The sequence below is a fragment of the Alkalimonas mucilaginosa genome, from assembly GCF_036327005.1.
Taxonomy (GTDB): domain Bacteria; phylum Pseudomonadota; class Gammaproteobacteria; order Enterobacterales; family Alteromonadaceae; genus Alkalimonas; species Alkalimonas mucilaginosa.
In genome coordinates this window covers 321,052-335,572 of the sequence record NZ_JAUGZK010000004.1, presented here as the reverse complement: position 1 = coordinate 335,572, position 14,521 = coordinate 321,052, and the positions used below count along the sequence as shown (strand labels likewise).

Here is a 14,521-nt window from a genome sequence, read left to right as displayed (position 1 = left end):
CACTTGGCTCTGTGTCCTATCACTACTACCATAGTTTTATTTCTCTAAGACAACAATGACAAAAGCACCAGACCCATCGACCGAAACACCGGAAGCACTTGAGCAATTGTTATCGCAGCTCGCTTTTGGCTCTGAGCTGCATTTTGAGTCCGGATTTTGTGGTCACTGGAATATGCTGGCTAATAAATCAAGCAAAGCGGCCCTGCATGTGGTGACGCAAGGCCGGGTTTGGATGGCAATTCCGGGCCGACTGCATCAGCAAGTGCAATTGGAAGCCGGCGATGCCATTTTTTTCAGCCACAGTTTCCGGCATTGGCTTAGTGACGAGCCGGTCAACGAACACACCAGCGAAGTCGACTTCGCCAACTTTTGTGTGCCTGACCACCTGGAGCGTGGTCTGGTCTGCTACGACATTGCGGTCGAATCACCACTCACCGCCAATCTGTTTCAGGTGATGCCGGACTACATTCATCTGCCTGCCAACCAGCAATCCGGCCGGTTAAGTCCATTAATTCAGCTGATCCGGCAGGAAGCCCAAGCCCGTCAGCCTGGTTATCAGGCTGCTATCAGTCGCTTGAGCGATGTGGTGGTGTTGCACTTGCTGCGCCAGGTGCTCAGTGACGACAGCATGCAACAAGGCCTGCTGGCGGCACTAAAAGATCCGGCGCTACGCCGGGTGGTACTGGCCATCATGGACGAGCCGGGTGCTGACTGGACGGTAGAGAACATGGCCGCACTGGCATTTCTGTCCAAAAGCGCCTTTGCCGAGCGCTGCCATAAAGTGATGGCTATGACGGCCAAATCCTTGCTGGATGAGCTGCGACTGCAGCGCTGCCGTTATCTGTTGATCCACAGCGAATTGAGCATGGAACTCATAGCAGAACAAATCGGCTATCAATCTGCCACCGCCTTTATTCGATTTTTTAAGCAGCATGAGACACTCTCCCCCGGAGAGTTCAGAGCCTTGCATCATTAATCCGCAGTAAAATTCCGATACGGTGTTTTGGTTGATTGCGCCGTTGTATTCGCTGATGTGAACCCTTTATCACCTCTTTACACTGAAGTGGCTTTCATCCATTCATGTAACGAGGTTCACTATGAAAATCATCACTACTGTTGTTATCTCAGTCCTTGCCCTGGCTGTAGCGGCATTTATGCTGCTAGCCCCTGCCAGTGCGTCCAGCGAGTACCTGGCCAAACACAAGATGGCCTTTACCGAAACCGCGTTTCGGCATGCCCAAGCCGAAAACCGGCTGATTTTGATCGATGTGTATGCCCCCTGGTGCCCGACCTGTCGCCGTCAGCACACCGTATTGAATGACTATTTTGCCCAAAACCCCAACAGCGACATCCTGGTGCTGCAAGTAGATTTTGATAACCAGAAAGACTGGGTCAGTTACTTCAAGGCGCCACGTCAGTCGACCTTGGCGCTGTATCGTGGTGAAGAGCAGCTCTGGTTTAGTGTGGCCCAAACCCGTGAAAGTACCATCTTTGCCGAACTGAAAAAACACGACCAGGGCGCTGACTGATTATGGAGTTTACCGCCATCCCACTGGCACTGATAGCAGGCGTGCTGAGCCTGTTATCACCTTGCGTTCTGCCGATGATACCGGCGGTGACGGCATCGGCCATGCGGGCATCCAAAACCGGCGTCTGGTTTTTAGCGGCAGGTTTGGCCTTTACCTTTGCACTGGGGGGCTCCTTGCTGACCTACCTGCTGCTCAGCGCCGGTTTATCGCCCGATATTATGCGTACCTTTGCCGCAGTCTTTATGTTGTTGATGGGGCTGGTGCTGGTGGTTGGCTGGCTGAATCAGCAATTTAGTCTGCTGTTGTCACGCCTGACCAGCCGGTTGCCTGCTGGCGGCCAGTTGGCAGACTCCTCAGACCGCCCAGCCTTTCAGTTTGTGATCGGTGGCTCTTTGGGTCTGGTCTGGTTGCCGTGCGTAGGCCCTACCCTGGGTGCCGCTATCGCTCTGGCTTCAACCGGGGAAAGCCTGATGATGTCGTTTAGCGTGATGCTGGCATTTGGCCTTGGTACCGCTTTGCCATTGGTGGGTCTGGGGTACGCCGCCGGTACCCGACTGAACACCCTGCGCGCCTCCGGCAAAGTTGGGCGACTGTTGCTGGGTTATGCCCTGCTGCTGATAGCCCTGATGATCTTCACCGGTTTTGATAAGGTGATGGAGCTGTGGGCCATTGAGTACCTGCCAGATTGGGTGACCACCCTTTAGTCATTGAGCACACCAAGCAGTTGTCGGGCTATGCCCGGCAGCTGCTTTACTACTTCCTAAACGTTAGCCAAGCATATCTGGCCGTGAAGAAAGCAAAGCCAAGGTGCAGCACAATGGAAAACCAGAAAATAGAAGGATCATCCTGCAGCGTATGGACAGGCCCGGCGAGAGCAGCGTGGTGCAAACCGGGAGCCACGCCAGTAATCAAACCTTTCGCGGCCCGGTAAAAAAGCATCAGCGACAGCACAGCACAAAGCCCAGCAATAATGTAAGGGTCCAGCGCGGATTCACGGTATCTTTTGGGCATAGCAACTCACTGGCTCAAATTGATTCAGGTACTGCATTATTTTACAGAACATTATGCAACATGCACTCTGATGCATGCGGTGTTTCAATTCGGGGCAGCAGGCTGCTACACTGAGCACAGAATAAAAATATGCTGTCAACAGCTCGAGGTTGTGTGTGCGCTGGTTGATCTTGTCTCCTGTGTTGCTGTTAGCCGTGATGCTGATAGGCTGGCCTGAGCATGCCTTGTTCGCGGCCCTCCCCTTCCCGCTCACTGCCTGGCTGGCGCTGGCCTTTGTTGCTTCGCTGGCGCTTCTAATGCGCCAAACCGACTGGCTGTATTGGCTGGCTTTTTTGGCCGGGCATTATTTTACTGTGCAACAGGGCTTGCAACGCCCGATCAGCGAGCCTGATGTTGCCTTGTTGTACAGTTATCTTCCTGTAGTTAGTGCACTTTGGCTCGGCTTATTGGTGCTGCTGCCCCGGCCCCCTCTCCTTACCAAAGCCGGGATCGCTTTATTGCTAAGCTGTGCCTTGCTGCCTGTGAGTTTACTCTATCTGCCTTTACCCAACTGGCAGACCAACCTGCCCGATTACCATTGGCTACTGCAGCCGGTGTTGAGTGCAAGTCAGCTAAGCTGGCTACAAGCAGCAACACTCTTGCTGGTAGCTACTATCTGGCTGGCATTGCTCAGTTACCGCAACTGGCCCAAGCCTATGCTGGGGCAACTGGCGGTGCTGCTTAGTCTTACGCTGTTTTATCTGTGGCTGGCGCAGCCTCATCTGTCTGGCTGGGCAACCTTAACTGCCAGTTTGTGTTTGCTGCTGACCCTTGCCTTGCAAATGCTGCAACTGGCTTACATCGATGAGCTGACTCAGTTACCACAGCGCCGGGCACTGATGGGGCATTTAAACCGGCTTGGTAAAAAAAGTGCGGTGACCATGCTGGATGTTGATCACTTTAAAAAATTCAACGACACCTATGGCCACGATGTGGGCGATCAGGTGTTGCGACTGCTGGGTGCCATTTTGGCCAAACAGCGCGGTATGTCGGCCTATCGTTATGGCGGTGAAGAGTTTACCCTGGTGTTTCATCATGCCAATCCGAACAAGCTGAAAGAACAACTGGAGCAGGTACGCCAGCAAGTGGCCGATTACCCGCTGGTTGTGCGCCAGGGCGGCCGGCCCAAAGACCACGAAACCGGCAAAAAACAACGCTCGGCCAATAACAATAGCGGTAGTAAAACCGTGCAAATTACCATTAGCCTGGGCTGCGCTATCCGCCAGGGTAGCGAAAAACCGGAGCCATTGCTTAAGCGGGCCGATGAAGCTTTGTATAAAGCCAAGAAAAAAGGCCGCAACTGTGTGGTGCTGGCCTCCAGCTAACAAATAGCCAGGCATAAGCCTGGCTGAAAATGTTTGTATGCATTGCCAATTAGTTAGTTCTAAAGCGAGCCACCTGCTGCCCTAAGCCTGTGGCCACCCGCTGCAGCGCAGCAACAGCACCACGGTTTTGCTGCATCACCACCGCATTATCCCGCGACATACTGGCAATTTGCTCAATGTGTTTGGCAAGCTCGGTGACAGCCGTCGATTGTTCATTGGTTGAGCGGGCAACATCGCGAACATTGTTCAGCGAGTCCATCGCCTGGCTGCGAATTTGTTGCAGCATACTGGCAGCATCATTGGCTCTGGATAATCCTTCCGCCACCCTCGGCGCTGCCGTTTCCATCGAGGCAACCGCTAACTGAGTATCATCCTGCACCAGCTGTATCATACCGGCAATCTCAGTGGTCGCCTTGCTGGTGCGCTCTGCCAACTGCCTTACTTCATCGGCAACCACCGCAAAACCGCGGCCAGACTCACCGGCTCTGGCTGCTTCGATGGCCGCGTTCAGTGCCAGCAAATTGGTTTGTTCCGCAATGCTTTTAATCACATTGGCGATACCGGCAATCTCCTTGGAGCGCTGCTGCAACTCGCCAATTTTGCTCGCTGACTGCTCAACGGTCTCGGCAACGACTGCAATCTCAGTGGCAGCGTCTTGTACCAGGCGCGCCCCCTGATCCGACAAATCTGCAGTTTTTTGTGAGTTTTGTTCTGTCAAATCGACCACACTGGCCACCTGCTTCAGACTCACCGTCATTTGTTCAATGCTGGCAGCTGATGCGGTGGATGAATGCGCCTGTCGCTCGGTGGCTTCCAGTGCTTCCAGTGCGGCCTGATCCAGCTCATCGGCCTGGGTCTTGACTGTGTTTGCTGCCCCTACTACCTCGCTCAGGGTCTGCCGTAATTGCAGCTGCATATTCGCCACAGCCGCCAGCATGCTGTTTGGCAGGCTGTCGCGGATCTGCGTCGTCAGATCACCGGCTGCAATCTGGCTCACCAGCTCGGCTGCTTCATCCGGCTCACCTCCCAGTGCCTGACGTAAGTAACGCAGGATCCAGACGGCCATGGCAATACCTATGAAAATTGCCACCGCAGTCAGCAATACCATGGTCAGAGCAAAAGCCCCGGCGATACCCTGGGCATTATCGGTGGCTTGTTGATTTTTTGCTTCCTGATAATCAATAAAGGCATTGATGCTGGCCAACCAATCGACAAAGACTGGGCCGACTTGTGCCAGCAACAACCGCTGTGCCTCGCTTTGCTGGCCTTGCTGGCGTAATTGAATGACCTGATTTGCCAGCGGCAAAGCTCTCGCCTCCACCACATCGATTGCCTGCAACAATTGCCGCTCGGTTGCGCTAACGCCATTGCGCTGCTGGAAGATATCATCCATCAGGCGACGGGAGTTAAGATAAAATGATTCCAGTTGTTCAATATCACGCAGTAACGCTGGGATATCACGCGCATTGTCGACCAAGGTGACATCGCGCAGTGAAATAGCCCTATCGTGCACACTGCCACGAAAGTTAATGGCGTAGCGTTGTTTGACTGAATTCAGCTCGGTCATCTCAGTCAATGTTTGATTAATTCGCTGAACCCGCTCTACCCCAATCAGGGTCAGGCCCACCATCAGGAGCAGCACGATGCCAAAACCCAAACCCAGCCGCTTGGCCACCGTCATCGATTGTTTTTTTTGCATTGCACACCTCATTACAGCTTAAAGGCGAAGTGCCTGTAATAGCGTGCACAATACATGCTTAGTTAAAACATCTCTAATGAAATAAACGCTTCCTTGCTATCGAAAAATATTGCTGATCCAGGGTGATCGTTGTGTCGTAGTGCACTTTAATTCAAATCAAGAGGGGCGCTAAGGCCTCTGCTAATATGGGTGCCATACTGATGGCATTGCTATCGTGCGCAATGCAGTCGGTACTCCAGATATGCCGTACACCAGCCTGCTGGATAGTCGCCAGGGCGTCACCGGCAAAAAGCGCGTGGGTCACCGCCACATCGACTGAAGCGGCACCGGCTGCCAGCAACTGCTCGGCGGCTCTGGCCATGGTGCGCCCAGAACTGGCAACATCGTCCATCAGCACCACCTGGCGCCCGCTAACCGCCACATCTGGCAAGGCTATGACCACCTCTTTATCGCCATGCCGTACCTTGCTACAGACCCCATAATCGCAGACAATGCGGGCTGCGGCCAGTTCGACCCATTGCCGCGACTCGGCATCCGGCCCAATCAGCAAAGGCTGCTGACATTTTTCCGCGATTAAATCCGCCAGCCTGGGGGCGCCACTCAGCGCAATGGCGTCGCCTCTTGGGATGGCTTCACGCAAATGTTCGATGCGATGCAAATGGGGATCGACAGTGATCACCGCATCAAATAAATCCGCCAACAAACTGCCAATGATTTTCTGGCTAACAATTTCCCCGGGGTAAAACGCAATATCCTGCCGCATATAAGCCAGATATGGCACGACCAACAGCACACGCTTTACACCGCAGCCTCGCAAGTGCTTTGCCAGCAGAATCAGTTCGACCAACTTATCGTTTGGCCGGTCCAGGCTGCGGTACAGCACCAGTTGTGTTGGTGCATCGCCATCGGCAAACGGCAGGGTCAGCTTTAGCTCATCATCCGGGAAACGATGCTGCTGGTAGCAAAGCAGCGGCAGCTTACAGGCATTGGCCAGCCGCTCTGCGGCAGCTTTTTCATCAGGGGAACACAACAAAATCGTCATCAGATTCAATACTCCACATGCAGGGACAGCAGCTGACTGGCATCGCCAATCCGGTAACCAGAGCTGCGCTCACAGGCCTGGCGGGCAAAAGCCAGCTCGGTTGGGTAAGCAGCATACACGCGATAAAGCGGCTGACCGGCCACCACCGGCTCTCCCAACTTAGCCAGCAAGTCGACCCCGGACCCTTTGGCGCGCGGTGCCCCGGCCGAGCGGGCAATACGTGCCAGTTGTATGTTATCTATCGCTACCACAGTACCGGACTCTGCTGCAGCTATTTCAAACGACAGTGGTGACAAGGGCGGATTGTCCGGATCAAAATCACGCTGCCCCTGAGCCGCAATAATCGCCTGCATCTTTTCCAGCGCCCGGCCCGAGTCCAGAATATCGCGGGCAATGCCAAAACCATCACCACCACGCACATCGGGGTCAAACTCCAGCATGCGGCCAGCAAGGCGTAAGGATTTTTGCCGCAAATCATTGGGAGCTTTGGGGTGATTTTGCAGCACCCGCATCACATCGCGGGCTTCCAGTGCCGGGCCTATGCCATAGCCAATCGGCTGACGGCCATCGGTAATCACCACATCGATGGTCAGGCCCATACGCTTGGCCACGAACTCAAAGAGTTTACGCAGTCGCTGGGCTTCCGGCATGCTACGCACCTTAGCCGTTGGGCCAATCGGAATATCCAGCAGCAAGTGACTGGAGCCTGCAGCTACTTTTTTCGATAAAATAGAGGCCACCATCTGGCCCGGCGAGTCAATCGACAAGGGCCGCTCCACCGAAATCAGCACATCATCGGCCGGTGATAAATCGCTGGTACCGCCCCAGGCCAGACAGCCGCGGTGCCGGTGCACAATCTCGGTGAGTTGCTCGAAGGGCATTTCCACCGCAGCTAACAGCTCCATGGTATCGGCTGTGCCAGCCGGCGAGGTAATGGCGCGTGATGATGTCTTGGGGCAGAGCATGCCATGGGCTGCCACAATCGGCACCAGCAGCATCGAAGTACGGTTGCCGGGGATGCCGCCAATGCAGTGTTTATCCACCACCGGATGCTCCTGCCAATCCAGTTTACGCCCCACTTTACTCATGGCATCGCTTAAAAAGAACACTTCTTCGCGGTCCAGCTCACCCTGATTGCAAGCTACCACAAAAGCTGTCAGTTCAATTTTGGAGTAACGGTGCGCCGCAATGTCCTGCACAATGCTGGTAAAATCCTCCCGGATTAACCGTTCGCCGGCAATTTTACGATGCAAAGCCGGAATGGAGTGTGGTGGCTCGGCCGGTGCAACCCGAACGGCATCGCCATCGGGTGCGCCAAGCATAGCAAAAGCTTCTTCCGACAGGCCCAGTTGCTGGCCATTGACGATATTGGCATCGTCCACCACATTCAAACTGGCCAGAATACGTTTGCCTTTGGCTTCCACTTCCACCTTGGCTAAAGCCTGGAACCCCTCGGCGCGGTAGATTTCGCAGTCCCGATGCAGATAAGCCACGTTTTCATGGTACGTATCAATCCCCACCCGCTTCAAAGTAAGCGGTTGAGTGTTTTTCGTTTTATCACCAGCAGTTGATTTCATAACAGCGCCTTAAGCCAGAGTATCCTTACTCTAGCTGGCCTGCTCCATGCTGCCAAGTGAACTATGATGCTTTCCTTTGATGCAGATCTAGCTTCGGTGTTTGTATTGGCTGGGACAATAGCCTCTATTCACCGCTTTAGAGCGTAGTTTCCCATGCTTGGTAATGCGGCCAGCCACACGTTTACGCCAGCAGCGGAAACTGGCTGGTTTTAATTCAGAGCGCATCAAGCGGATAAGTTCGGCTTCCGATAACGCAAAATTCATGGTTATCGCTTCAAAAGGCGTTCGATCTTCCCAGGCCATCTCAATAATGCGCGATAGCTGTTCTTGGTTAAACGAATGTGGCATGGTGTTGGTATCCTTGTTTTCGATGCAACCGATTACGGTGCTGGCTCGTATTCGGATGCATAGTATTCAACAACCCTGAAGGTCCTTACCATGCGATTGTTATTTGCTGCTGTTATCCTACTGACAGGCTGCACAGGCACACCCAATAGCGTGCAACCTGTTTCACCGTTCGAGCTGGAGTCGTATTTAGGCGAGTGGCACGAAATAGCCCGACTGGATCACCGCTTCGAACGGGGCCTTAGCGAAGTTACCGCCCATTACAGCATGCGCAACGATGGAGGAGTCCGGGTGTTGAATCGTGGTTATCACCAAAGCCGCGATGAATGGCGCGAGGCCGAGGGACGTGCGTATTTTGCCGGTGATAACGCAACCGGCAAGCTGAAGGTGTCTTTCTTCGGGCCCTTTTTTGCCAGTTACAACATTGCCAAACTGGAGCCCGACTACAGCATGGCATTGGTGGTCGGTCATAATCTAAATTACGCCTGGATTTTAGCCAGAAGCCCCACCCCTTCTGCCGATGACTGCCTGCGTTACCAGCAAAAAGCCGCTAACATCGGGGTGGATACCGGAGCGCTGATTTGGCTAAGTGACTGCTTAGCTTCAGCAAACAACGAGTAGCAGCGAAAAGCTACACCTTCCAAACGGTTAGAAATACTTACAATTTGCCCCTTTCGCCAAACGCCATCCTGAGCCAAAATGATGAAAAAGTAGCCAGACTGGCTGGCGTATGGAGATAGAGGAATACCCATGGCGATAGATATCACAGGGGTGAAACTGGAAGACAGGCCCATCGCCCAGGTACGCGAAGCTGTTATCGATCAACTGATCATGAACTACAGCCACAGTGTGATTTCTGAGCAGGCCTTTGAACGCCGGCTCGATATTGCTACCAACTCCGACGACCCCTATGTACTGATTGAGCAAGTGGCAGATTTGACCTTAGAGCCGGATGCCAAATACCGGGCCATGTGGTCACAGAACTTTGATGCAACCACGGCAGCACCAGGCTCCGCTGGGGCAAAGACCGCTGACGAACTAACCGATAAAGACCGCCTGGTCTCTATTCTAAGCAGTGATGAGCGTTCCGGGCCCTGGCGGGTGCCCCAACACCTTACTCTTATTAATGCGTTGTCCTCGGTGGAACTGGATTTTTCCGAAGCCGTTTTTGAGCACCAACAACTGACCTTGCAACTGACCAACTGGCTGGGCAGTGTCAGCATTCAGGTACCGGAGCATGTGGCGGTGATCAGTGAACTGAATAACATTGCCGCATCCAGTGATAACTCGGTGGGTTCAGGCGGACCGGGTAGCCGCAAAACCCACTGCATCCGGATTGAAGGCTATTCGGTACTGGGCTCGTTGGATGTATCGATCAAACGAAGTTTAAAACAGCGCTTTACCGATTTTGCCAACAGCATCCGATCGGCACTGGGCCTGGATAAAGCCTGAGCAATGCTCCCTCCTTTACTGCCATAGTGCAGGGTTAAGCCGGTAAAACTGCTGTAACTGCTGATAGAGCTCTGGCTCTTGTTGTTGCATGCTGTGCGGTTGCTCGAAAAACACCTCACTTGCAACAGCAAAAAACTCGGCCGGATTGGTAGCCGCATAGGGATCGAATACACCAGGCTGCCCACGGCTTAACTGCTGTTGCAAGCGATCAAAAGCACGCTGAAATACCTCAGACCAACGCTTTACATCCAGACCGGCACCCAAATCGGGAGCACCATTGGCATAGCCCTTTTGCTGATCGAGCTGATGGGCAAACTCGTGGATCACCACATTATGGCCATCAAAGGGATCGGCAGCACCTTTTAGCGAGTCCTGCCAGGATAAAATCACCTGGCCCTGACCCCAGGACTCGCCCAGCAATACCCCGGCCCCATGGTGCACCACACCGGCAGCATCCGGCTGCCTGTTTGGCACCACAAAGGCCGCCGGATACACCAGAATCTGTCGCAAACCAGGATACAAATCATTCGGCCGGCCCAACAGCAGCAAACAAGCCTGTGCGGCAATGGTCACCCGGATCTCATCATCCATCACCAGGCCAGCACAACCAACAAAGTCTTTTTCTGCTATAAACAACTGGATCAGCTTTTTCAGCTTCAGTTGCAAGTCGGCTGGCAAAGCCCGAAAATAAGGCAGCCGGCGTTTTAAAATCTGCCGCCAGCTGTGTGGAAAAGGCTGTTTCAATAACCGCTGGCGCTGCCAGCGCCGCCAGTAAGGTTGCCCCAGCAGCCAGCCTAGTAGCAACAAGGTAATTAGCGCCAGCAGAACCATTGGCATAAAAAGCACTCAGATAAAAATGAACTGATCTGTACAATTGGGTAGCAGAGTAAAAAAATCAAGCGGCCAATCACGGCAAAAGCTGGAGACAGGAGCAGGTATGTTTCAATTATTTAAGCAATTACTGGAGCGTAGTGGTACAGAGCCGGTCGCCGATTGCCCGGCACTAAAGCTGGTCAGCGAAGCGCAGTTGATGTCGGTAGTGCTGATGCTGGAAGTGGCTGCAGCTGACTTTCAGGATGCCAGCGCCGAACACGATGTGGTGCTCAATTACCTGACTGATGAGTATCAATTAGCTGCTTCAGATGCCGAAGTGGTGTTCAGCCGGGCCAAGCAGCTCAGCAGTGACTCGGTTTGCCTGCACCGCTTTACTTCCAAAATGAAAGATCTGAGCTACCCAGAGCGGTTGGAGTTACTGGAGCAGCTCTGGCGTATTGCCTACCATGATGGCCAATTGGACCCACATGAAGAAGCCATGCTGCGTAAAATTGCCGACTTGCTCTTTATTCGCCACAGCGATTTCATTCAATGCAAACTGGCGGTGCAACGGTAACGAAAACGGCTTGCATGCCGTTTTCTATTCTTCTTTTCTATCAACCACTTCACCTTCAATCACCCGGTGGCCAGATCGGCGTGGCTGCTCGCTATGTTGCTGGTACTGTTGTTGTGCCTGGCTAGCTGCCTGCTGAAAAGCCCGCAGCTTACGGCGATAACGCCAGTAAAACAGTGGGATAAGCAGCCAACTGAGTAACAGCATCAACAGGATCAGGAAAAAGCCAGCGACCAGTAAAACCCCCATTACCAGCCAGGCCAAAATACGCTGCAATGGGCCTGCTGCTTGCTGTTGCCGCCAGAGCCGTTGCCACTGGTTGTTTTGCCGCTGAAATGAAAACATGATCATACCTATTCCTTAGTGTCCGCCCATTGCGGTAAACAGTCCCGCTGGCGTCACTTTCATTGCATACTAATCAGCTCAGACTGAGCAGAAACTGAACAACAGCAAGATAACTCATTCCTGCTATACTTGCCCTACGATTTAATTACAGATAAACGGTAAATGTTAACACTTCCGTTTTTCAGCTTACTCCTCAGTGTCAACCAGCCTCTGCAGCTTGGCACCAATGTGCCTGTGACATCCCCAACCAATGCCACCCGCCAGGTTCATTGTATTTTGCAACAGATGCGCACTCCTTACCAGTTGCAAACATTGCCCTGGCTACGGGCACAACGGGAAGTCCAGATGCAGCGGCTGGATGGCTATTTCACGGCCATCCTGTTGGCTGAAATGCAGCACTATGGCGAGCTATCCGCACCAATGTTTCTGGAAAACTGGTATTGGTTCACCCATCCGGATAGCATTGGTAAAAGCAGTGCTACTACCCGATATGGGGTCATTCGCGGCAGTCATCAAGCCAATTGGTTCGATGTCATGGGAATTCGGCCAGAGGTTGAGGTCAATACCCTGTCAGAGCTGATACAAATCCTGCGGCGTCAACGGATTGATAAAGTATTGCTGGACCTGGAGGATTTTGAATTCGCCGCAGAACAATTGGCGCTGGACAGCAGCAACTACCAGCGCACCTTTTTCCGCTATGTACCGCTGGGGCTCTTTGTATCTCACCAGTTTCTGCAAGCCCGGCCTGATTTTTTGCAGCAATTCAATCACCATATCCACAGCTGTGCCCAAAGCCCCTTCACCCTTTCCCCGATAGAACAAGAGCAGATCCTGCATGTTTTCCTGCCATTGGCCACAGCTCTGGCCAGCCAACAACATCTGCTTGATGCCGTGCAGGCCAGCAATCAGCAGCCGATGGCACAGAGTAAACTTATGCAATTGGATCAACAATGGATGGACGAAGTGGAGCAAATGCAGCCTCAGTTAGGCCAGCAGATGCTGCAACAGCCATTATCGCAGTACTTGCTGCATTGGCAACAGCAGCAACAAGGTCTGGTGACCGAGCTTATCCTGACCGATCAGCAGGGCAAGAATGTTGCTATCAGTGCTATTACCTCGGACTACTGGCAAGGCAATGAAGCGAAGTTTCTCAATGTATACCAACAAGCCACGCCTTACTTTCTGGATGCCGTAGTCTTTGATGCCTCGACCCAACGTTTCCAGGTACAGTTGAGTATCGCGGTCAGCGATAGCAACAACCAGCATATCGGCGTGCTGACATTAGGTATCGATGTGGAACAAGCATTACGACGCCCGAATGGCTAACTGACCTAATCGCTGAATAGCCAGCTCCAACTCTGGCTGCCAACGCACACCAAAGCTAAGCCGAAAGCAATTGCGAAACTTTTGCGAAGGCGAAAATAAGGTGCCTGGCGCTATGCTGATGCCCTGCCGCAGGGCTTGCTGAAACAAGTCGCTGCAATCGGCCTGCTCGTTGAGCTCTATCCAGAGCACAGCACCACCCTGCGGATTGCTGACTTTAGTTCCCGCCGGGAAATACTGCTGCACCAGCGCCATCATCCGCTCTTTATTCAATGCAAGCACTTGCCGCAGTTTTTTCAGATTGCGATCGTAATCGCCACTGGCAATAAACTCCGACATAGTCCACTGATTTAACAAAGAAGAGGCAAAAGACAAAGCTCGCTTTAAACGCCAAACTTCCGAACCAAATCGTCCGGGCAGCAGCCAACCGACCCGATAACTGGGCGCAACGGTCTTGGAAAAAGAGCTGCAGGTCAGTACCAGTCCCTGGTGGCTAAAACACTGCGCTGGCCGGCCACGGGCTGCGCCAAAGTAAAGCTCACCATAGACATCGTCTTCAATCAACGGAATACCGCGCTGCTCCAGCAGCTGCACCAATGCTTCACGTTGTGCATCCGGCATAAAAGAGCCCATCGGATTACTGATGGACGAAGAAAAGACGCAGGCTCGAATGGGCTGATGCTGCAACGCATGCTGCAAATCGGCCAGCCAGATGCCATCGTCCGGACACACCGGGATCTCCACCGCCATCATCCCAAGGGTTTCAATCAGTTCCAGCACCCCGAAGTAGGTAGGTGACTCCACCGCGATCACATCACCGGCTTTGGCAACGGCCTGCAAAGCAATCGCCAGCGCTTCCTGCCCGCCATTGGTAATGATCAACTCATCCGGTTGTAAGGATAAACCAACATCCAGATAACGAAAGGCCAGTTGACGCTTGAGCGGCGCAAAGCCATCAATAGGCCCGTAATGCATAACCTGCTGACCAGCCAGGGTGGTCACTCTGCGCATGGTACGCAGCAAAGCTTTTTCGGAAGGCTGCGCCATGCTGGGCTGGGCAATGCCAAGCGGCAAAATCCCAGGCTGATGCACCGCCTGATAAAACTGCTCCAGCAAGCTTTGCTGACGGACCGGTACTGGCTCAGTACTAAGTGGCAGTCGCACTGGCCGGCATTGTGGCCGGTTCTCCGCCTTCAGGTAATAGCCTGAACGATCTCTGGCCTCGATGATGCCAAGCCGCTCCAGCTCTTCGTAGCCCTGCCGTACCGTGGGAATACTGATTCCTAATTGCTGACTGAGCTGACGCAAGGAGGGCAGACGGTCACCAACCCGCAGCAATTGCTGCTGTTGCAGCTGCCGCACCAACCGCACCACCTGCTGGTACAAGAATTCGGTTTGGTCGCGTTGAATCGCAGGGTTCATCATCACCTCAACTGTACAGGTCGTA

15 protein-coding genes are annotated in these 14,521 nt (G+C 53.3%); 8 read left to right on the top strand and 7 right to left on the bottom strand.

What is annotated here, in order from left to right; genetic code table 11:
• Positions 1-55: 55 nt before the first annotated feature.
• From QWF21_RS07895 to QWF21_RS07880, 4 genes are all read left to right on the top strand, one after another.
• Positions 56-976 (top strand): AraC family transcriptional regulator, encoded by a 921-nt coding sequence (locus QWF21_RS07895; RefSeq protein ID WP_330087495.1) that lies wholly within the window; start codon positions 56-58, stop codon positions 974-976.
• Between the two features lie 121 nt (positions 977-1,097).
• Positions 1,098-1,529, top strand: a complete 432-nt coding sequence (locus QWF21_RS07890) for a thioredoxin family protein (protein WP_330087494.1) — start codon at positions 1,098-1,100, stop codon at positions 1,527-1,529.
• A gap of 2 nt (positions 1,530-1,531) precedes the next feature.
• Positions 1,532-2,233 (top strand): cytochrome c biogenesis CcdA family protein, encoded by a 702-nt coding sequence (locus QWF21_RS07885; RefSeq protein WP_330087493.1) that lies wholly within the window; start codon positions 1,532-1,534, stop codon positions 2,231-2,233.
• Between the two features lie 462 nt (positions 2,234-2,695).
• On the top strand, positions 2,696-3,904 hold the full coding sequence (locus tag QWF21_RS07880) for a GGDEF domain-containing protein (protein ID WP_330087492.1): 1,209 nt from the start codon (positions 2,696-2,698) through the stop codon (positions 3,902-3,904).
• Positions 3,905-3,953: 49 nt separating this feature from the next.
• On the opposite strand, the gene QWF21_RS07875 is transcribed toward QWF21_RS07880, so the two are convergent.
• The 4 genes from QWF21_RS07875 to QWF21_RS07860 all read right to left on the bottom strand — a co-directional run bounded on the left by QWF21_RS07875 (position 3,954) and on the right by QWF21_RS07860 (position 8,570).
• Positions 3,954-5,603, bottom strand: coding sequence for a methyl-accepting chemotaxis protein (locus QWF21_RS07875; protein WP_330087491.1), 1,650 nt, complete (start codon positions 5,601-5,603; stop codon positions 3,954-3,956).
• 151 nt (positions 5,604-5,754) lie between these two features.
• Entirely contained in the window at positions 5,755-6,645 is an 891-nt protein-coding gene (locus QWF21_RS07870) for a ribose-phosphate diphosphokinase (RefSeq protein WP_330087490.1), read from the bottom strand.
• 5 nt (positions 6,646-6,650) lie between these two features.
• Positions 6,651-8,222 (bottom strand): thymidine phosphorylase family protein, encoded by a 1,572-nt coding sequence (locus tag QWF21_RS07865; protein ID WP_330087489.1) that lies wholly within the window; start codon positions 8,220-8,222, stop codon positions 6,651-6,653.
• Positions 8,223-8,309: 87 nt separating this feature from the next.
• Positions 8,310-8,570 carry a TIGR03643 family protein gene (locus QWF21_RS07860; protein ID WP_228592667.1) on the bottom strand — a complete coding sequence of 87 codons (261 nt, stop codon included), beginning with the start codon at positions 8,568-8,570 and terminating at the stop codon, positions 8,310-8,312.
• 90 nt (positions 8,571-8,660) lie between these two features.
• Between QWF21_RS07860 and QWF21_RS07855 the strand changes: the two genes are divergently transcribed.
• Together QWF21_RS07855 and QWF21_RS07850 are read left to right on the top strand one after the other, a co-directional pair.
• Positions 8,661-9,188 (top strand): lipocalin family protein, encoded by a 528-nt coding sequence (locus QWF21_RS07855; RefSeq protein WP_330087488.1) that lies wholly within the window; start codon positions 8,661-8,663, stop codon positions 9,186-9,188.
• A 129-nt stretch (positions 9,189-9,317) separates the two neighbouring features.
• Entirely contained in the window at positions 9,318-10,019 is a 702-nt protein-coding gene (locus QWF21_RS07850) for a LiaF domain-containing protein (protein ID WP_330087487.1), read from the top strand.
• Positions 10,020-10,034: 15 nt separating this feature from the next.
• Here QWF21_RS07850 and QWF21_RS07845 read toward each other — a convergent pair whose 3' ends face one another.
• A complete protein-coding gene (locus QWF21_RS07845) occupies positions 10,035-10,856 on the bottom strand; it encodes a M90 family metallopeptidase (protein WP_330087486.1) in 822 nt (273 codons plus the stop codon).
• Between the two features lie 100 nt (positions 10,857-10,956).
• Between QWF21_RS07845 and QWF21_RS07840 the strand changes: the two genes are divergently transcribed.
• Entirely contained in the window at positions 10,957-11,409 is a 453-nt protein-coding gene (locus QWF21_RS07840) for a tellurite resistance TerB family protein (RefSeq protein ID WP_330087485.1), read from the top strand.
• A gap of 24 nt (positions 11,410-11,433) precedes the next feature.
• On the opposite strand, the gene QWF21_RS07835 is transcribed toward QWF21_RS07840, so the two are convergent.
• Positions 11,434-11,757: a hypothetical protein gene (locus QWF21_RS07835; protein WP_330087484.1), complete on the bottom strand. Its 324-nt coding sequence runs from the start codon at positions 11,755-11,757 to the stop codon at positions 11,434-11,436.
• Between the two features lie 156 nt (positions 11,758-11,913).
• Here QWF21_RS07835 and QWF21_RS07830 point away from each other — a divergent pair, with 156 nt between their 5' ends.
• A complete protein-coding gene (locus QWF21_RS07830; RefSeq protein ID WP_330087483.1) occupies positions 11,914-13,077 on the top strand; it encodes a cellulose-binding family II protein in 1,164 nt (387 codons plus the stop codon).
• On the opposite strand, the gene QWF21_RS07825 is transcribed toward QWF21_RS07830, so the two are convergent.
• Positions 13,057-14,496, bottom strand: a complete 1,440-nt coding sequence (locus tag QWF21_RS07825; protein ID WP_330087482.1) for an aminotransferase-like domain-containing protein — start codon at positions 14,494-14,496, stop codon at positions 13,057-13,059. The two genes, QWF21_RS07830 and QWF21_RS07825, sit on opposite strands and share 21 nt — an antisense overlap.
• Between the last annotated feature and the right edge of the window lie 25 nt (positions 14,497-14,521).